Annotated in this window: 13 protein-coding genes, 1 tRNA gene and 1 pseudogene; 10 read left to right on the forward strand and 5 right to left on the reverse strand. The window is 33.7% G+C overall.

Going from position 1 to position 20020, the window contains the following annotated elements:
- Positions 1–43 precede the first annotated feature (43 nt).
- The gene (locus tag R6X41_RS04305) at positions 44–916 is read left to right on the forward strand and encodes an AraC family transcriptional regulator (protein WP_318497765.1); all 873 of its coding nucleotides are present in this window, start codon (positions 44–46) and stop codon (positions 914–916) included.
- A gap of 97 nt (positions 917–1013) precedes the next feature.
- Here R6X41_RS04305 and R6X41_RS04310 read toward each other — a convergent pair whose 3' ends face one another.
- Positions 1014–3449: a glycoside hydrolase family 94 protein gene (locus tag R6X41_RS04310; RefSeq protein WP_318497766.1), complete on the reverse strand. Its 2436-nt coding sequence runs from the start codon at positions 3447–3449 to the stop codon at positions 1014–1016.
- Positions 3450–3781: 332 nt separating this feature from the next.
- Here R6X41_RS04310 and R6X41_RS04315 point away from each other — a divergent pair, with 332 nt between their 5' ends.
- The 5 genes from R6X41_RS04315 (at position 3782) to R6X41_RS04335 (ending at position 12508) form a co-directional block, all read left to right on the forward strand.
- Positions 3782–4669, forward strand: coding sequence for a carboxylesterase family protein (locus R6X41_RS04315; RefSeq protein ID WP_318497768.1), 888 nt, complete (start codon positions 3782–3784; stop codon positions 4667–4669).
- A gap of 11 nt (positions 4670–4680) precedes the next feature.
- On the forward strand, positions 4681–6933 hold the full coding sequence (locus R6X41_RS04320) for a glycoside hydrolase family 3 N-terminal domain-containing protein (RefSeq protein WP_318497770.1): 2253 nt from the start codon (positions 4681–4683) through the stop codon (positions 6931–6933).
- Positions 6934–6939: 6 nt separating this feature from the next.
- Positions 6940–8826, forward strand: a complete 1887-nt coding sequence (gene gndA / locus R6X41_RS04325; protein ID WP_318497772.1) for an NADP-dependent phosphogluconate dehydrogenase — start codon at positions 6940–6942, stop codon at positions 8824–8826.
- The gene (locus tag R6X41_RS04330; RefSeq protein WP_318497773.1) at positions 8819–10162 is read left to right on the forward strand and encodes a GntP family permease; all 1344 of its coding nucleotides are present in this window, start codon (positions 8819–8821) and stop codon (positions 10160–10162) included. The genes gndA and R6X41_RS04330 overlap by 8 nt, the downstream gene beginning before the upstream one ends.
- Before the next feature lie 93 nt (positions 10163–10255).
- Complete coding sequence (locus tag R6X41_RS04335; RefSeq protein ID WP_318497775.1) at positions 10256–12508, forward strand: glycoside hydrolase family 3 C-terminal domain-containing protein; 2253 nt, start codon at positions 10256–10258, stop codon at positions 12506–12508.
- 278 nt (positions 12509–12786) lie between these two features.
- Here R6X41_RS04335 and R6X41_RS04340 read toward each other — a convergent pair.
- Positions 12787–12894, reverse strand: a pseudogene (locus R6X41_RS04340) (transposase); the annotation flags it as partial.
- Between the two features lie 28 nt (positions 12895–12922).
- Positions 12923–13153, reverse strand: a complete 231-nt coding sequence (locus tag R6X41_RS04345) for a hypothetical protein (RefSeq protein WP_318497803.1) — start codon at positions 13151–13153, stop codon at positions 12923–12925.
- 158 nt (positions 13154–13311) lie between these two features.
- Between R6X41_RS04345 and R6X41_RS19820 the strand changes: the two genes are divergently transcribed.
- Positions 13312–13557 carry a DUF4138 domain-containing protein gene (locus tag R6X41_RS19820; protein ID WP_489670884.1) on the forward strand — a complete coding sequence of 82 codons (246 nt, stop codon included), beginning with the start codon at positions 13312–13314 and terminating at the stop codon, positions 13555–13557.
- Positions 13558–13853: 296 nt separating this feature from the next.
- Here the strand turns inward: R6X41_RS19820 and R6X41_RS04350 are convergent.
- Positions 13854–13935, reverse strand: a tRNA-Leu gene (locus tag R6X41_RS04350).
- 101 nt (positions 13936–14036) lie between these two features.
- On the opposite strand from R6X41_RS04350, the gene R6X41_RS04355 reads away from it, so the two are divergent.
- The 3 genes from R6X41_RS04355 to R6X41_RS04365 all read left to right on the forward strand — a co-directional run bounded on the left by R6X41_RS04355 (position 14037) and on the right by R6X41_RS04365 (position 18103).
- A complete protein-coding gene (locus R6X41_RS04355; RefSeq protein WP_318497777.1) occupies positions 14037–15431 on the forward strand; it encodes a dipeptidase in 1395 nt (464 codons plus the stop codon).
- A gap of 333 nt (positions 15432–15764) precedes the next feature.
- Positions 15765–16304: an RNA polymerase sigma factor gene (locus R6X41_RS04360; protein WP_318497779.1), complete on the forward strand. Its 540-nt coding sequence runs from the start codon at positions 15765–15767 to the stop codon at positions 16302–16304.
- An 11-nt stretch (positions 16305–16315) separates the two neighbouring features.
- On the forward strand, positions 16316–18103 hold the full coding sequence (locus tag R6X41_RS04365; protein WP_318497781.1) for a hypothetical protein: 1788 nt from the start codon (positions 16316–16318) through the stop codon (positions 18101–18103).
- A 254-nt stretch (positions 18104–18357) separates the two neighbouring features.
- Here the strand turns inward: R6X41_RS04365 and R6X41_RS04370 are convergent, their stop codons facing one another.
- On the reverse strand, positions 18358–19725 hold the full coding sequence (locus R6X41_RS04370; protein WP_318497782.1) for a M28 family peptidase: 1368 nt from the start codon (positions 19723–19725) through the stop codon (positions 18358–18360).
- Between the last annotated feature and the right edge of the window lie 295 nt (positions 19726–20020).

Here is a 20020-nt window from a genome sequence, read left to right on the forward strand (position 1 = left end):
TTTTTTATCTAATTGTGTACCTTTCTACCTTATAATTCAGAATATGATACATAACGCTCATAGAGAAATTACAAGACTGATACCTGAAGACAGCTTTTTGGTAGAAGAACGTATAAAAGATGACTTTGATTTCCCGATACATTTTCATCCAGAATATGAATTAAACCTTATCTTCAAAGGAAAAGGAGTTCGTAGAATTATTGGAGATCATATAGATACTATTGATGAATTAGAACTGGTATTCGTCGGTTCAAACCTAGTACACGGGTGGGAACTTCACGAGTGTACTTGTAAAGAAATTTATGAGATTACCACACATATTCATCAAGACTTATTGAATGAAAAAACCTTATCTCGAAGAATTTTTAAACCGATAAAAGACATGTTTAATAGAGGTAAACATGGTATTTTATTTTCACGGGATACAACTATAAAAATGATGCCCCGCTTAATGGCATTAACTAGAATTTCTGGAATTAAATATTACTTAGAGTTTATCGCAATTTTAGATGATTTGGCAAAATCTGAAAACCAAATTATGCTTTCTAATTCAGCTTCCGAAAAAGAAGATTTTGACAATAGCGATAAAATTAAAAAGGTATACGAATACATTCAAAAGAATTTTGACAAAACAATTACTTTAAAGGAAATTTCAGGCTTGGTAAATATGAGCCCGGTGTCTTTCAATCGCTTTATTAAAAAACGAACTGGAAAAACATTTATCACTTATATTAATGATACGCGAATTAGTTTTGCTTCGCGTTGGTTATTAGAAACCGATTCAAGTATTGGTGAAATTGGCTTTAAATGTGGGTTTAACAATATTGCCAATTTTAACAGGTTATTTAAAAAATCTAAAAATTGTACCCCAAAGGAGTTTAGAGAACAATTTGTTGGGATTAAAAAAACATTATAAATTAAAAAAACTCTCAAAATAAATTTTGAGAGTTTTAAACAAACTCTAACCAAACAAAAAACAACTTACTTACTTACTTACTTACTTACTTACTTACTTATTTCATTGTAACTATTATAGTGTGTTCTTTTCCTGCTTCAAGGATTGGAACAATATGCGTATTCATTTCTTTACCGTTCACACTAATTTTTGCAACACCTTTACTGTTATGGTTTGGGTTTACAACTTCAATATTATAAGTTGCTCCTCTAAATTTACGTGTCATATCAAATCCATCCCATTCTTTTGGAATACAAGGATTAATTGAAAGCCCATTATAATCTGGCTTTACGCCTAAAATGTATTGCGTAATTGCATAAAAATTCCAAGAAGCCGTTCCTGATAACCAAGAATTTTTAGCTTCCCCTGGTTTAAAAGCTTCTTTTCCGGCAATCATTTGACAGTATACGTAAGGTTCTACTTTGTGCAATTCAGAAATTTCTTCTAAAAAACTAGGTGCAATTTTTGTATAATAATCATAGGCTTCATTTCCTCTTCCAATCATAGTTTCACCAATCATAATCCAAGGATTGTTATGACAAAAGATCCCTCCATTTTCTTTATATCCTGCTGGATATGTAGAAATCTCACCATATTCAATATAATATTTTGTAAACGCTGGACTGTTTAACACAATGCCGTACTCACAATCTAAATGTTCTTTTACTGCGTTTAATGATTTTTCAACCAAGCCTTCTTCTTTACCAATCTCAGCCATGGTACACCAACCTTGAGATTCAATAAATATCTTTCCTTCTTCATTTTCGTTAGAACCTACTTTTTTACCGTAATAATCATAAGCACGTAAATACCATTCGCCATCCCAACCGTGTTTTTTCACAGCTTCAATCATATTATTTACATGGACTTCTGCCGCATCAGCTTCTTCAGTTTTGCCAATAACATGACATAAATTCACGTATTCTTTACCGTACATTACAAACAACCCTGCAATCATTAAAGATTCTGCAGTACCACCTTTTTTATTTCCTGTAGTTTGAAAAGATTCATTTGGATCTTCGGAAAAACAATTCAAATTCAAACAATCATTCCAATCTGCGCGTCCAATTAAAGGTAAATTATGTGGCCCTAAATTATTTACAACGTGGTAAAACGATGCTGTTAAATGATCAAAATGTGGTTTTGCTCTTGATGCATCATTATCGAAAGGCACCAGTTCATCTAACAATGAAAAATCTCCTGTTTCTTTAATATATTCAGTAGTTGAAAGAATTAACCAAAGTGGATCATCATTAAAATCTCCACCTACAGCAGCATTCCCCTTTTTGGTTAACGGTTGATATTGATGGTAACAAGAACCATCTTCAAATTGCGTTGAAGCAATATCTACAATACGTTCTCTTGCTCTCTCTGGAATTTGATGCACAAACCCAATTAAATCTTGGTTTGAATCACGGAATCCCATGCCTCGCCCAATTCCAGATTCAAAAAACGAAGCAGAACGTGACATATTAAAGGTAACCATACATTGGTATTGGTTCCATATATTTACCATTCTATCTAATTTCTCATCGTTAGATTGAATGTTTATTGTTCCTAATAAATTATCCCAATAGGCACCTAACTCATCAAAAGCATCTTGTACTTTTTCAACCGTGTTATACTTGGCAATCATTTCCTTTGCAGGGGTCTTATTGATAACCGATTTGCTCTCCCACTTATTATCTTTATCAACCTCAACATAACCCAGCATAAAAACATAGTCTTTTTCTTCACCTGGTTGCAACTCAACTTCTATATAATGAGATGCAATTGGCGACCAACCATGAGCTACGGTATTTTTTGGTTTTCCATAGGCTACAACATCTGGATTTTCAAAGCCATTGTACAAGCCAATAAAAGATTCCCTATCAGTATCAAATCCTTGAATAGCTTCGTTTACAGAATAAAAAGCATAATGATTTCTACGTTCTTTAAACTCCGTTTTGTGATAAATTACGGAGTCTTCAATTTCAACTTCACCTGTATTAAAGTTACGTTGAAAGTTGGTCATATCATCTTCCGCATTCCACAATGCAAATTCAATAAAAGAGAATAATTTTATATTTTTAACTGCTGAAGTCGTGTTTTTTACACTTACTTTTTGAATTTCACCCCAAAAACCAAGTGGAATAAATTGCAATACTTCCGTTTGAATTCCGTTTTTAGCACCTTTAAACTTGGTGTAACTCATTCCATGACGGCATTCATAACTGTCTAATTCAGTTTTTACCGGTTTCCAACCTGGAGACCATGTAGTATCACCATCTTTTATATAAAAATACTTTCCACCGTCATCAACAGGCACATTATTATAACGATAACGTGTTAATCTTCTAAATTTTGCATCTTTATAAAAAGTATAACCACCTCCAGTATTTGAGGTTAGTGAGAAAAAATCTTCATTCCCAAGATAATTAATCCATGGGTAAGGTGTTTTTGGGTTTGTGATTACATATTCCCTATTTTCATCATCAAAATGACCGTATTTCATAGTTCTATTAGTTTGGTCTATTTTCTTAAATATTTCTTGTATTGGTTAAAACAACACGTTCTAAAATTCAAATAAAATAGTCATTGGTTTATCAGTTAATTTCAGCAGAACATAAAAAGGATATGCTTCATTCCTCAAAAGTAATTCACCTCATCACTACATTTTGATACTATTTTGTCATATTCTAAAAGGAATTATTCTTTAAAAACACCTTGTGATAAAATCGTTTACTAAAATGTAATTATTGTATTAAGTAGTGGGTTCTTATACGTTTAAGTTTACATTCAGTAAAAAACCAGTTCTATATAAGGAGCTTTTTATTTTAATTATTTATGAAAAACTACCTGTTTATACTTATCGGTTTTTTGTGTATTCGATGTGGAAACTCATCGCACACCTCAACTAAAAAAAGTGTACTAAAAAATGAAGTCTCTATTTCAAAAGACAGTTTAAATATTGACAGTCTTTTAGTAAAAAAAACTTTTAACGCTGCTAATGGATTACAATTGCCTTACCGATTTTTTACGCCAACTAATACAGAACAAGACATTCCTTTGGTTATTTTTTTACACGGAAGAGGCGATCGCGGAACAGACAATGGTTCTAAAATATATCACGAAGCCGGTTTTATTGTAAATGATAACGGATTGCTTTCTGAAGCGATGCAACAAAAATATCCGTGTTATATTTTAGTTCCGCAATGTTCTGATAAAACTGAGAATGAAGAATGGGCCAAATGGATTGGAAACACACCAGAAACGCCTTTTGAAGGTTTAAGTGAAGGCGGCTCTTACCATATGAATGAAACACCTTCAGATTCTGGAGCGGCAACTTTAGAGTTGATTGGAGAAACCATTGCAACCTTGAATATTGACCCAGACAGGATTTATTTAGTAGGACTTTCTATGGGCGGATTTGGAACTTGGGAATTTACGGCTCGAAAACCAAATTTATTTGCTGCAGCAGTTCCAATGGCTGGATATTCTGACCCAAGTAAAATTGAAACCATTCAACATATTCCCTATTGGATTTTCCACGGAGAAATTGATCAATGGAATCCCGTTGCTGGTTCTCGAAACATGTACACCTTATTAAATAACCAAAATGCAGATGTTACATATACCGAATATAAAAACACAGGACACGGAGATGCATTTAAAAAAGCATTCTCAGAACCCGAATTAATTCCGTGGCTATTTTCAAAAACGAAAACGAACTAAACTACCAAACCATGAAAAAATATTTTTTAATTCTTATCATCTTCACTTTTATTAGTTGTGAAACTAAAACAGAAAATACAACTAAAACTGAAGATTCTTCTGAACAATTTATTTCTGACTTATTAACCAAGATGACCTTGGAAGAGAAAATTGGTCAAACTAGTTTAAAAGGAACTTCAAGCAGAGTAAAAGGTGCGCTTCCAGAAGCATTGAAAGAAGCTGTTAGAAAAGGTGAAATTGGAGCATTTTTAAATGTTATGAATACCGAATATGTTGATGAATTACAACGCATCGCTGTAGAAGAAAGTCCAAACGGAATTCCTTTAATTTTTGGAAGAGACGTTATTCACGGTTTTAAAACTATTTTTCCAATTCCAATCGGTCTTGCCGCGACTTGGAATGCGGACATTGCAAAAAATTCTTCTAGAATTGCAGCTATTGAAGCAACATCGGTTGGTGTGCGTTGGACATTTGCTCCCATGTTAGATATTGCCCGCGACAGTCGTTGGGGACGTATTGCGGAATCTCCAGGAGAAGATCCTTATTTGGCATCCGTTTTAGGACAAGCATATATTGAAGGATTTCAAGGTGAAAATTTAAATAACCCAACAAGTATGGCGGCTTGTGCTAAACATTTTTTAGCGTATGGCGCTGCTATTGGAGGAAGAGATTATAACACTGCTGATATTAGTGAACCTTTATTAAGAAACGTGTATTTACCACCTTTTGAAGCCGCTTTTGAAGCTGGTGCTGCTACAGTAATGACTTCCTTTAACGAGTTAAATGGGATTCCAGCATCTGGAAATGAATTTTTACTAACGGAAGTATTAAGAAATCAACTTCATTTTGATGGGTTTGTAGTAAGTGACTGGGATTCTGTTATAGAAATGATTGCGCACGGATATGCAAGTGATGAAAAACACGCTGCTGAATTAGCCTTTAACAGTGGTTTAGATATGGAAATGGCTAGTAAAACGTATGATGATCATTTAGAACAATTATTGGAAGAAGGAACAGTTTCTATGGATCAATTAGATTTTTATGTAAAAAATATTTTACGCATTAAATATCGTTTAGGTCTATTTGATAACCCAACCAGAAGAAAAACAGAAGCTTCAGAATTTTACAAACCAGCATATTTAAAAGAAGCTAAAAGTGCTGCTATAAAAAGTAGCGTGCTTTTGAAAAATGAGCACGTATTACCATTAAAAAATGAAACGAAAGTAGCGGTTATAGGTCCGTTAGCAAATGCAACGCGTGAACAACTAGGAACGTGGTCTTTTGATGGTGAAAAAGATAAAACCATTACACCTTTGCATACTTTTAAAAATGAAAATGTAAACTTTCAGTTTGCTGAAGGATTAACGTATAGTAGAGATAAATCTACAAGTGGTTTTGCCGAAGCCATAAAAATTGCAAAAGCAGCTGATGTCATTTTATTTTTTGGTGGTGAGGAAGCAATTTTATCTGGAGAAGCACATAGTAGAGCAAATATTGATTTACCTGGAGCACAAGAACAATTGTTAAATGAATTAGAAAAAACAGGAAAACCAATTGTCCTAATTATTATGGCTGGAAGACCAATAACTATTACCAATATTATAGACAATGTAGATGCTGTTTTAATGGCTTGGCATCCTGGAACTATGGGTGGACCGGCAATATATGATATGATTTTCGGATTGCAAGAACCTGGCGGAAGATTACCTGTTTCTTGGCCAAAAACCGCTGGACAATTACCTTATTTCTACAATCACAAAAATACTGGAAGACCTGCAGATAGCCTTTCTTTTATTCAAATGGACGATATCCCTATTGAAGCTTGGCAAAGCTCCTTAGGAAATGATTCTCACTATTTAGATATTGGTTTCACTCCTCATTTTCCTTTTGGTTACGGACTTGGATACACGAAGTTTTCTTATGAAAATATTCAAATTTCAAAAGACACCATCAATTTCACAGAAGAACTTCAAATTAAAGCTATTGTAAAAAATATTGGAGAAAGAGCTGGAACTGAAACTGTACAATTATATGTCCGAGATCTTATTGGAAGTATTACACGACCAGTAAAGGAATTAAAAGGATTTGAACAAATCACCCTAAATCCTGGTGAACAAAAAGAAGTTGTATTTACCATTTCTTCTGAAAATTTAGAATTCACCAATCATAAATTAATAAAGGCGGCGGAAGAAGGTGACTTTACTATTTGGGTTGGACCAAATTCAGCAAAAGGATTACAATCTTCATTCTATTTAAAAAAATAAAGGATTATGATTATCATAATAATGGGGGTTAGCGGTTGTGGAAAAACTACGATTGGAAAACTTTTATCTAAAAAAACAGGAATTAATTTTTACGATGCTGATGATTTTCATCCTTCGGAAAATATTGAAAAAATGAAAAACAACATGCCTTTAACAGATGTTGATAGAACACCTTGGTTACTAACGCTATCAAAAAAACTAAAGGAATGGGATCAAACAACTGGAGCTATTTTAGCGTGTTCAGCCTTAAAAGAATCGTATCGTGAGCTCTTAAATTCAGAAATTGAAAATCCGTTATGGATATATCTTTCTGGCTCTTTTGAACAAATAAAAGAACGTTTAGAATCTCGAGACAATCATTATATGCCTTCTTCCCTATTAAAATCTCAGTTTGAAACCTTGGAAATTCCAACTTATGGACTTCATATTCCTATTGAACAAACGCCAACAACTATTACAAATACCATCATCTCAAATACAAAACGAATGAATAAAGCAACTATTGGAATTATTGGATTAGGCGTTATGGGAAAAAGCCTCAGTTTAAATATTGCTGAAAAAGGTTTTCCTATAGCTGTTTATAATCGTAAAGAAAAAGGTGAAGAAAATATTGTTTCAGAATTTTTACAAGAGAATAAATCTTTTGAAAACTTAGTTGGATTTTCCAATATTCAAGACTTTATTAATTCCGTAGAAAAACCACGACAATTTTTTTTAATGATAAAAGCAGGTAAAGCAATTGATGCTGTTATTGAACAGATAATTCCTTATTTATCTAAAAACGACATTATAATTGATGGTGGAAATTCGCATTATTTAGATACTGAAAAAAGATATAATTATTTAGCTACGAAACAGATTAACTTTATTGGTTGTGGTGTTTCTGGTGGTGAAGAAGGCGCCAGAAAAGGACCTTCTATTATGCCTGGAGGAAACCCTGAAAGCTATAAAATAGTTGCTCCTATTCTTGAAGCTATTTCTGCAAAGGACTCTCAAAATAATCCTTGCTGTACATTTATTGGAAATAAAGGTGCTGGCCATTTTATTAAAATGGTCCACAACGGAATTGAATATGCAGAAATGCAATTATTAGCAGAATTGTATGGATTACTGTCTTCAACAATGAACAATATTGAAATCGCCAATCTTTTTTCAACTTGGAACAAAACAGATCTAGCGAGCTATTTATTAGAAATTACAATTGAAATTCTACGTAAAAAAGAAGGCGACAACTATCTTTTAGAGTCGATTTTAGACAAAGCAGGAAATAAAGGAACCGGATCTTGGTCTAGTAAAGCCGCTCTAGATTTAGGAGTTCCAAATACCATGATGGCTTCGGCTGTTTTTGCTAGATATATGTCTTCATTTAAAGAAAAACGAATAGCATTATCTAAAAAATTAACTATTAAAAAAAGTGCTCCCCAAGAATTAAACATCGCTGCTATTGAAAACGCTTATCGATTTGCTCGTATTGTAAATCACCATCAAGGTTTTGATTTAATGCAAGAAGCTTCAACAACATATTATTGGGATTTAAACTTATCTGAAATAGCAAGAATTTGGACAAACGGCTGTATTATTCGCTCCAATTTCATGGGAAATTTAGTTGTATTATTCAAACAAAATGAATCCATTTTAGACCATGCTACACTATTCGATGATTTAAATAATTCCGAAGATGAACTAAAAAAACTCATTGAAATGGGGTTAACCAATCGAGTTCCTTTAGACACTTTTTGGGCTTCTTATAACTATTGGATATCGATGACTTCTGAAAATTTACCTGCAAATTTAATTCAAGCCCAACGTGATTATTTTGGGGCTCATACATATCAACGAAAAAATGATACGAGCAATCAATTTTTTCATACAAACTGGCTGAAAAATGATTGATTTCACACTTATTTCAGCCGTATGTATTGGAATTGCAGTCTTACTTTTTTTAATATTAAAACTGCGAATTCAAGCTTTTATCGCTCTGTTAATAGCAAGTATTATTGTTGGTATTATTTCAGGAATGCCTCCCATGGAAATTATTGCAACTATGCAAGAAGGTATGGGAAACACCCTTGGTTTTGTAGCTGTAGTTGTAGGTTTGGGAGCTATGTTTGGAGCTATTTTAGAACATTCAGGTGGTGCAGAAGCTTTAGCGAATTACTTACTGAAAAAATCTGGCGAAAAGAATGCTTCTTGGGCATTGGTATTCACTGGGTTCTTTATTGCAATCCCCGTGTTTTTTGATGTCGCTTTTATCATTTTAATTCCATTGATTTATTCCCTTCAACGAAAAACTAAAAAATCATTATTACTATACGGAATTCCATTACTTGCCGGATTAGCCATTACACATGCTTTTATCCCTCCAACTCCAGGACCCGTAGCGGTTGCCGATATATTAAATGCAGATTTAGGTTGGGTGATTTTATTCGGTTTTATAACTGGAATCCCTACAGCCATAGTATGCGGTCCATTATTTGGAAAATACATTGCTAAAAAAATCTATATTGAAGCTCCTAAATTGACGCTAGAAACCCAAGAAAAAACTTCTTTTCCTTCGGTTTATCTAATCATTTCAATTATTAGTATTCCTATTCTTTTAATAGTTAGTAATACGGTAATTAATAGTCCGCTAGTTTCCAATGAAACCATTCCTTTGCACGTTAAAGAATGGCTACAAATGATTGGGCACCCTTTTTCAGCATTAATAATTGCTAATTTAATAGCTTGGTATGCCTTGGGAATAAAACAAAATTTCAGCAAAGAATCTTTATTAAAAATCACCACAAAATCAATGGAACCTGCAGGAATTATAATTTTACTAACGGGTGCTGGAGGTGTTTTTAAACAAATATTGGTAAATACTGGAACGGGTGAAATGTTGGCAAATTATTTTGCAAATGAAGGTGTTAGCATTCTTTTATTTGCATTTTTAGCAGCAGCAATAGTCCGTATTTTACAAGGATCTGCAACAGTTGCAATGATAACTGCTGCAGGAATTACAGCGCCATTAATCGCTTTAAACACTTCAGAAATAGACAAAGCTTTATTAGTAATTGCAATTGCTTCTGGAGCTTCAATTATGTCGCATGTAAATGATAGCGGATTTTGGTTGGTAAGTAAATATTTAGGGATGAATGAAAAACAAACGTTTAGAAGTTGGACGGTTATGACTACCCTATTAGCAATTACGGGTTTTGCAACGGTTTCTGTTTTATCATTGATTTTTTGAAAACTATTTTTATAAAATCATATTACAACTTGTTAAATATGGCTTATTATTATCGCTATTTAATCTTTAATTTTACAATTAATAAACTTTTAAATGAAAAAACACGCAATTCTTCTAACAGTTACATTAATAATGCTCTCTTTTTATTCTTGTAAAGAGAAAAAAACAGAATCTATATCTGAATCACTCAAAACCGAAATTCCGAAAGAAAATTTCACACCGCTCCCTTTTGATGTTTCAAAATTTGATACAAAAATAGATTCCCTAATGGCACTTATGACCATTGAAGAAAAAATTGGAATGCTTCATGGAAATAGTATGTTTGCTAATGGAGGTGTTCCACGCTTAGGAATTCCCGAATTAAAAATGGCAGATGGTCCATTAGGAATTCGTGAAGAAGTTTCAAGAGATAGTTGGGCTCCTGCTGGTTGGGACAACGATTTTGCAACTTACTATCCTGCTGCAGGTGCTGTAGCTGCAACTTGGAATCCAGATTTGTCATATACCTTTGGGAACAGTGTTGGACAAGAAGCTCGTGCACGTGATAAAGATATGCTGTTGTCTCCAGCCATCAATATTATTAGAACACCTTTGGGTGGTCGTACGTATGAATATTTTACAGAAGATCCTTTTTTAAATAAAAAATTAGCCGTGCCTTTTATCGTTGGAATTCAAGATAATGATGTCATGGCTTGTGTAAAACATTTTGCTGTAAACAATCAGGAAACCAACCGTGGAACTGTTGACGTACAAGTTGATGAACGTACGTTACAAGAAATCTACTTACCTGCCTTTAAAGCTGCTGTCACAGAAGCAAATGCTTACAGTTTAATGGGTGCTTACAACAAGTTTAGAGGGGATTATTTATGTGAAAACGACTTGATGTTAAACAAAATATTAAGAGATCAATGGGGGTTTCAAGGCATTGTAGTTTCAGATTGGGCTGCCGTTCATTCAACTGTAAAATCCTTAGAAAATGGGTTGGATATTGAAATGGGAACTAGAAAACCTTTCAATGACTATTTTTTAGCTGAACCATTACTTGCTGCTTATAAAGCTGGTGAGATTTCAGAAGAAGAAATTAACATACACGTAAAACGTATTTTAGGCGTATTATTCCAAGTGAAAGCTATTGACGGAACCGATAGAGTAACAGGAAGTATTTCTACTGAAGCACATTTCCAAGATTCCTATGATGTTGCTGCGGAAGCCATCGTTTTACTTAAAAATGAAAATAATGCGTTACCTCTAAAATTAGATGGTGTTAAATCTATTGCTGTTATAGGAAACAATGCGACAAAGAAAAACGCTTTAGCCGGTTTTGGTGCTGGTGTAAAAACAAAAAGAGAAGTAACACCTTTAGAAGGACTTCAAAACAGATTGCCGAAAGGAATTGAAATTCAATATGCTGAAGGCTATTTAGAGCGTTATTCTAAAAATGACAATGATCAAAAAACAGAAATTACGCTACATGGTCCAACTACGGTAAACGAATTGGATAAAACAAAATTAGAAGAAGCTTTGGTTGCTGCAAAAAATTCCGATATCGCTATTATTTTTGCAGGTTCTAATCGTGATTATGAAACAGAAGCTTCAGACCGTAACGACTTATCATTACCATTTGGTCAAGAAGAATTAATTCAAAAAGTAATGGCTGTGAATCCAAATACAATTGTTGTTATGATTGCTGGCGCTCCTTTTGATATTGCGAGCGTAAAAGAAAATGCCCCTGCCTTAGTTTGGAGTTGGTTTAACGGTTCTGAAGGCGGAAATGCTTTGGCCGATGTTATTTTAGGAAACGTAAATCCTTCTGGTAAATTACCTTGGACCATGCCTAAAGACATCAACGATTCACCTGCACACGCTACCAATAGTTTCCCTGGTGATGAAGTTGTTGTGTACAAAGAAGAATTTTTAGTAGGTTACCGTTGGTTTGATACGCAGAACATTGAACCTTTATATCCTTTTGGTTACGGATTATCTTATACTAATTTTGATTTTTCAGACCTTAAAACAGATAGTTCTGAATATCAGAAAGAGGATACTATTGAAGTGACATTCAACATTAAAAATACTGGAGATTTTGATGGTAAAGAAGTTACTCAATTATATGTTTCAAATCCAAACTCCGCTATTAAAAGAGCTTCAAAAGAGTTAAAAGGTTTTCAGAAAGTATTTGTTAAAAGTGGTGCTACCGAAAAAGTTACAATCACTTTACCCGTTAAAGAATTGGCTTATTTTGATGTCACTAAAAATGATTGGGCTGTAGAAGCAGGAACCTATATCTTGAAACTAGGGAATTCATCTCAAAACATCATTACTGAGATACCTATTTTAATAAAATAAAAAGTATTCTTTAACCTAATTCATTAAAAACTCCACTTATAAATAAGTATTAAAATATTTATTATAAGTGGAGTTTTAGTTTTCTAATAAATCGAAAAAGAAAGAAGCTTACTCAACTGCCTTTTTTTCGTGATGCAAGCATATATTAGTAGAATCTTAAAAACATATAAATAATTATTACGATGAAATATATAGCGACAATCATACTTTTTTTCCATAATTCAAATATAATTATTACGGACTCTTAAAAACAGTACCTTTAAAGGTAGATATTCCATTTTTGTATGTCCACATTTCATACAGGTAAAATCGTCTTGCCATTTTATTTTTACTAAATAGGCTTAACAAGCATCGTCATTAGGTAATTCTTTTATAAAGATCGGGATGCTTGGCGTAGTATTCTTGTCATAAAAATTATTTAGTAGCTCCTGTTTTACGAAGTTCCTTGTCAAAATAAGGAAAGTACTTTTCTAACGTAATTAATTGCTCTGATTTTGTGTTCTGATCGGATTTAAACAGCCTATTTAACTCCTCAAACGTCATGGCAGACACATCGTAATTGGTAAGCTGATACCGCCTAAAAAAAGCAATATACTTGGTTATTGTATTGAGAGATAACCCGAGAATTAGACTGATTTTTCGCATATCTATTTGTGTATTGGCCACGATCTTTTTTAACAAAAAAAGACCTTTATGACCTTACAAATAGAACCGATCTTTAGTGGTTCACTTTCATCCGCTGAAGGTGGTTCACTTTGACCCGCTCAACTATGCTCACTTTAATCCGCCGTGGGTGGTATACTATGCCCGGTTTTTGCAATGTTACGCTTGAACTAAAAAACATTGTTTATAACCAAAATCAATTGTATGTGATTCTAAAAATCACCAACGATTCTAGTTTGGATTATAATATTAATTACCTAAACACAGCTATAGTTACCCGTAAAAAAGGTAAAAACAAATCTATGCAAAACCTAAATGTAGCACCTAACTCTGTTTATGATATGCCCAACCGTGTTTTAAAGAAACTTTCTCGAACCGTTGTTTAAGTGCTTCCTAAATTTTCTATTAGTAATGATAGATTCGTACACTTTACTCTTAATGAAAGTTCTGGGGAGCGTAATTTGAGGTTGAAGGTTTCAAATAGGGTTGTTAATGATCCGGATTAAAATTGACTTTTGATTAATCGAAAAATTGAAAACTAATATATAACAGAGCCAATTGAAGTCATTTGACTACAAAATTAACTGATAAGTGTTAAAATTCAAAAAAAGCGTAATTGTTGTACCTATGTTGTACCAAGCATAAAAAAAGCCGACTATAAATAGTCGGCTTTCTCTTACTGTGCGGGCGGGGAGACTCGAACTCCCACACCGCGAGGCACTAGATCCTAAGTCTAGCGTGTCTACCAATTCCACCACGCCCGCAATAGGGTGTGCAAATATAAAAATTAGTTTCAATAAACAATTCAACTTTTAAAAAAAAATTCAACAATTTTGTATTTTTGTAGGAAACAGAATATTTCCACATGAAAAACATCTCAACTTACATCGAAAATAACAAGGATAGATTTATAAACGAACTTATCGAACTTCTTAAGGTGCCGTCTGTTAGCGCTGACTCAGCCTATAAAGACGACGTATTAAAAACATCTAAAATTGTCAAAACACGTCTTGAAGAAGCAGGATGCGATCACGTAGAAATTTGCAAAACCGATGGTCACCCAATTGTATACGGTGAAAAAATAATCGACAAATCGCTTCCAACCGTACTTGTTTATGGTCATTACGACGTGCAACCAGCCGATCCCATCGCACTTTGGACGTCTCCGCCGTTCGAACCGGTTATAAAAACAACTGAAACGCATCCCGAAGGTGCTATTTTTGCGCGTGGTGCTTGCGACGATAAAGGTCAGATGTATATGCACGTTAAAGCATTAGAATACATGACTAAAAACGACGAATTACCTTGTAACGTAAAATTCATGATTGAAGGCGAAGAAGAAGTTGGTAGTGTAAACCTTGCAACCTTTGTAAAAAACAATCACGAGAAACTTAAAAACGACGTTATTCTTATTTCAGACACTGGAATGATTGCGAAGGACGTACCATCAATCACCACAGGATTACGCGGATTAAGTTATGTAGAAGTTGAGGTTACAGGGCCAAATCGCGATTTACACTCTGGACTTTACGGTGGTGCAGTTGCCAACCCAATCAATATCTTAACCAAAATGATTGCGTCACTTCACGACAAAAACAATCATATTACTATTCCTGGGTTTTACGATAAAGTTGAAGACTTATCTAAAGACGAGCGTGCTCAAATGGCAAAAGCACCTTTCAATTTAGACAACTATAAAAAAGCATTAGATATTAATGCGGTTTATGGCGAAGCAGGTTACACAACCAGCGAACGTAATTCTATCCGTCCGACTTTAGACATTAACGGAATTTGGGGAGGTTATACTGGCGAAGGTGCAAAAACCGTTATCGCAAGTAAGGCATTTGCTAAAATATCGATGCGTTTAGTGCCAAATCAGGATTGGAAAGAGATCACAGAATTGTTCCAAAAGCATTTCGAAAGCATTGCTCCAGACGCCGTAACCGTAAAAGTTAAACCTCATCATGGAGGGCAAGGTTACGTGACGCCTATAGATAGTATTGGTTATAAGGCAGCATCGAAAGCGTATACAGATACCTTTGGAAAAACTCCAATCCCACAACGTAGTGGTGGAAGCATTCCAATTGTATCACTTTTTGAAGACGAATTAAAAAGCAAAACTATTTTAATGGGCTTTGGTTTAGACAGCGACGCCATTCACTCTCCAAACGAACATTTCGGAATTTGGAACTACCTAAAAGGTATCGAAACCATCCCAATGTTCTATAAACATTTCACCGAATTATTTAAAAACCAGTAATATCACATCATAAAAAAATCCGTTCAATATATAAGTATTGGACGGATTTTTTATGTTTACTATTTTGGGCGTTCCCTAAAGGTCGCGCTTTCCGTTGTATCTTTTTATTCAATTACAGTTTACCTCAGCATATTTAATTCAAATAAACTTCAGCTTAAACGAATACGAATCGTTTATATCTCATAAAAAGGATGCCACTGCAATCGCTAACGCAAATACATCCGTGTATTAAAATATGCCGCAAGAATAAAAAACACCTAATTTTTTGTAAATTAATTGAAATTTTTCAGGAGACCTTTTTCCATTTTGACCATTAAGTAATAAATACGTTTTATGAACGACAAGAAAATCTTAGAACTTTTTAAAGCTGGTCAGCGTGAAAAAGCTTTTAGCAAATTATACGGTCTCTACCCCAAAATAGAAGCTTTAATTCTATCTAAAGGCGGACAAAAACAAGATGCCTCAGATGTGTTTCAGGAAGCTCTTATTATTTTAAATAGAAATCTCGAAAAGTCAGATTTCAAACTTACATCTTCATTTTACACCTATCTATATTCGGTCTCTAGATTTATATGGAAAGACTCCCAAAAGAAATTAACAAAAGACACATTACAAAGCTTTAATACAACAGAAACCGAACAATTTCATAGTGTTTTAGAAGAACATAAATACCAACGTGCCGAGCGTGCATTCCTCGAATTAGGAGAACGATGTCAGCAACTTTTACAACTGTTTTACAACAAAGCCATGTCTTTTAAAGAGATCGCACATGTTATGCAATTTAAATCAGAAAAAATTGCAAAAAACCAGAAGTATAAATGCTTAACAAAAGCTAAAGACATCTTTAAAACGAGTAAAACAATACAATCCTAATTCGAGACATCATGGAACATAATATAAAAGACATAGAATTAATAGACGACTATTTAAATAAAACGCTAACCGAAAAAGAAACTATAAATTTTGAACAGCGCTTACAAACTGATTCTAATTTCAAACAAGCATTTGAAACACACACTGCCATTTTAGAAGGCATAAAGCGTCAGCAAACAAAGAGTGAAATTATTTCTGGAAAACAGATTCACATAAGACATAAATGGTTAAGATATTTTGGTTTCACTATATTCACTTTGGCTTTAATAGCAACTGTAATTATCCTTTTCAACGTTAATACTTCTATTGATTCAAAAAACAACATCAATCCTCCCGAATTAGAGCGAATAATTCCTCCAACAGACACAATTACGCCCTTAAAACCAACTTCAACTAAGTCTGAAATAATAGAACATACTATTGCATTAACAGATACTGTAGACATTCAAAAAACAGCTATCACAAAACCAGAAGTAAAACAAAAAATAGCTGATACAATTAAAATACCTAAGAAGCCAGTTCAAAACATCTCTTTCAATTCAGAGAAAGACACAACACTAGTTTTTAAAGAAGGAACTAAACTAACCATAAAAAGAGGTTCTTTTAGAGATCAGAATAATAAGGTTATTTCAGGCAGGATAGAATTAGAAGTCACAGAATATTATACCCTTTCAGATATTCTTTTAGCGAATTTAGCGACCCAATCCAATGGAAAACTTTTAGAAACTGGTGGCATGCTAAACATAAAAGCATATCAAAACAACACACCTTTACACTTAGCACCGAATTCAACTATTGAAATTCTATTCCCCACTAAAAGCAAGAAAGATGGAATGCAACTTTTTACTGGAACATGGAACAATGAAAATATAAACTGGGAACTTCAGAATAATAGTATTACCGAAGTAGTAGATAACATTGAGGTTTTCGTTCAGGAAGAAGACCTCGACGTAGAGGTTCCCTTTTCTATCATTGAAATCCCACCCGCTTATCCTGGTTGTGAACATCTTAAATCGGCAGAGAGCAAGAAATGTACCAATGAAGCCATTAGTAAATTTGTAATGGCAAATTTCAACACGGAAATTGCAGAGAATCTTGGATTGAGGGGAAAACAACGGATTAATACAATTTTTAAAATTAATCAAGAAGGCATACCTGTATCTATCACGTCTAGGGCATCTGACCCTGAATTAGAAAATGAAACGAATAGAGTAATCGCTTTATTACCAAAAATGAAACCGGGGAAGCAACGAGGAAAAACAGTAATCGTCCCCTACTCTTTGCCCATTGTTTTTCAGGTTGGTGGAAATTCGCAACAAACTGATCGTATAGTAGGCACCTCTCGAAGAGATATTCTAAAACGAGATTCAATCGTAAACAAAAAGTTTGAAGATAATTTAATCGAAACCCCAGCAGATGTTGAGGCATACGAAGTCAATGGTTATATTTTAAGAACTTCCAAATTAGGTTGGATAAATTGCGATCGGTTTATTAGAAGAACCAACATACCATTTAAACTTAAAATTAAAAATGCGGGAGACGACATTAGAGTTAACATGGTTTTTAAATCTTTTAAATCCATTATGCCTAGTCACAAAACTGGTGACACATTCGATTTTAAAAACGTTCCTAAAAATGAAAACGTAGTGCTTATAGCTATTAAAAAAGATCAAGGCAAGTTGTATTTAGGAACTGTAAAAACTAAAATAGAAGAAAATCCAAATATAACATTCGATTTTAAAGAGGTGAATTTAGAAACCCTGAAAGCGGAATTAGACAAACTGAACAATACGTTTTAGACGATTCTAAATAACCTAAACACAAGACTTCATTTCATAAAAAATCCGTTCAATATTTTTGGACGGATTTTTTATTTATATATTTTTGGACTTTCCCTAAAGGAGTGCTTTCCGTTATATCATTTTATTCAATTACAGTTTACCTCAGCATATTTAATTCAAATAAACTTCAGCTTAAACGAATACGAATCGTTTATATCTCGTAAAAAGGATGCCACTGCAATCGCTAACGCAAATACATCCGTGTATTAAACCTACTCCTTAACAATTTTATATACTCCGCGTTTATCTGCACTTTCAACACTTAAAAAGTAAACACCTTTAGATAAACTATGTAATTGTAATGTGCTTATTTTTTCTTCCGAAGTCATTTTAAAAACTCGTTTTCCAGACACATCATATATTGTAAAATCGGCTTTTCCGCTCTTACTTCTTTCTATAGTTAATTTCGATTTTACGGGGTTTGGATGCAATGTAATTTCAGTTGCTGTAAATTTTGGTAATCCTAAAGTTCCGAACTCAAAACACGCACTAAATTCAACACAACTTCCCGATGAGATTTCAACTTTATAGCTTCCATTTTCAGTTGGCATAAACGTTTGAAACGTGGCATCTGTAATTGCCGCATCCGTAGTACAATCATACCATTGGTAGGTTGCCGATTCTTGAACTGCTTTAAGACTATTATTACTTTGAGTCACAGAATTATCAACCCCAGCTAACACCGCTTTAGTTGCCATATATCCAGCAGACAATTTAGTCAGTTCATGGAAGTACTCTAAATTAAAAATATTAAAACGGTCTTCACTTGAATGATATTCTGGATTTTCGTCCTTTTCAGACCAAGCTTCTCCAATTAAAACTGCTGGATAACCTCTATTCCAAAAACTAGAATGATCGCTATATTCCGTACCAGGAATAACAATATTAACATTCAGTTTAAAGGGATAAGATTCTAATACTGCAACAATATCGTCACTCATTGCCTGAGAGCCTGCATCGTCTTTTCTCACATCTATATCGAAACTTTGGTCGTTATCGCCATCGTAACCAATCATATCTAAATTATAAACACCTAAAATTTCATCTCCATTTGTTTTAGCTAATTCAGCATAATATTTAGAACCTACTAAGCCTATTTCTTCTTCGTCCCAAAACGCATAAATAATGGTGTTTTCTAAACATTGGCCAGATAAAATTCTAGCAACTTCTAACACAGCTGCTGTACCACTTGCATTATCATCTGCACAATAATTGGCTATTCCATCGTAGTGTGCACAAATCATATATACTTTTTCAGGATGTGTGGTGCCCAGTTGTGTTGCGATAATATTACGACGACTTTCATCATCATTCATAAACTGACTTTCAACTGTAATATTTTCTAATGCATCTAGTTTTTCATATAAATATTCTGCTGCCACATCATTTCTATTATACAATCTACTTAAAATGGTAACCGTATTCCCATCGACCACGGTAGGCACTTCTCCCGAAAATTCATTTATTGTTAATGACAAAGAATCCAAATTCACCGCATTAATAATATCGGTAACAGATTGACCATAAGAAAACGTAAAACTGAGGAGACTACAAAGCAGGCTTAAACTTAATTTATTCATGAAATTTGATGATAGTTATAAAGTCCCAAAGGTAAAGTATTTAAACATTTTTAAGGTTATTTTAAACTGTAGAAATTCTAAAAAACAACACTGCTATTAACGACTTACACATCCCTATAAAAGCATCTCTTTTAAACCGTTATACTAATTAATCTTATAGAGGTCAGTATAAAAATACTTATCTTTAAACCTAAGAAACACATTAAAACATGAACATATTTACAGGTCAAAATCTTCTAGAGTTTTCTGATCGATTTAAAACCGACCTTGATTGTAAGGAATATTTATCAGAATT

The organism is Formosa sejongensis (assembly GCF_033447105.1).
GTDB lineage: Bacteria > Bacteroidota > Bacteroidia > Flavobacteriales > Flavobacteriaceae > Formosa.

Coding starts and splice junctions, on each gene's coding strand:
- R6X41_RS19820 (WP_489670884.1), top strand. CDS start 13,312: ATGCCCGGTTTTTGCAATGTTACGCTTGAACTAAAAAACATTGTTTAT.
- gndA (WP_318497772.1), top strand. CDS start 6,940: ATGATTATCATAATAATGGGGGTTAGCGGTTGTGGAAAAACTACGATT.
- R6X41_RS04355 (WP_318497777.1), top strand. CDS start 14,037: ATGAAAAACATCTCAACTTACATCGAAAATAACAAGGATAGATTTATA.
- R6X41_RS04315 (WP_318497768.1), top strand. CDS start 3,782: ATGAAAAACTACCTGTTTATACTTATCGGTTTTTTGTGTATTCGATGT.
- R6X41_RS04365 (WP_318497781.1), top strand. CDS start 16,316: ATGGAACATAATATAAAAGACATAGAATTAATAGACGACTATTTAAAT.
- R6X41_RS04305 (WP_318497765.1), top strand. CDS start 44: ATGATACATAACGCTCATAGAGAAATTACAAGACTGATACCTGAAGAC.
- R6X41_RS04360 (WP_318497779.1), top strand. CDS start 15,765: ATGAACGACAAGAAAATCTTAGAACTTTTTAAAGCTGGTCAGCGTGAA.
- R6X41_RS04310 (WP_318497766.1), bottom strand. CDS start 3,449: ATGAAATACGGTCATTTTGATGATGAAAATAGGGAATATGTAATCACA.
- R6X41_RS04320 (WP_318497770.1), top strand. CDS start 4,681: ATGAAAAAATATTTTTTAATTCTTATCATCTTCACTTTTATTAGTTGT.
- R6X41_RS04370 (WP_318497782.1), bottom strand. CDS start 19,725: ATGAATAAATTAAGTTTAAGCCTGCTTTGTAGTCTCCTCAGTTTTACG.
- R6X41_RS04335 (WP_318497775.1), top strand. CDS start 10,256: ATGAAAAAACACGCAATTCTTCTAACAGTTACATTAATAATGCTCTCT.
- R6X41_RS04330 (WP_318497773.1), top strand. CDS start 8,819: ATGATTGATTTCACACTTATTTCAGCCGTATGTATTGGAATTGCAGTC.
- R6X41_RS04345 (WP_318497803.1), bottom strand. CDS start 13,153: ATGCGAAAAATCAGTCTAATTCTCGGGTTATCTCTCAATACAATAACC.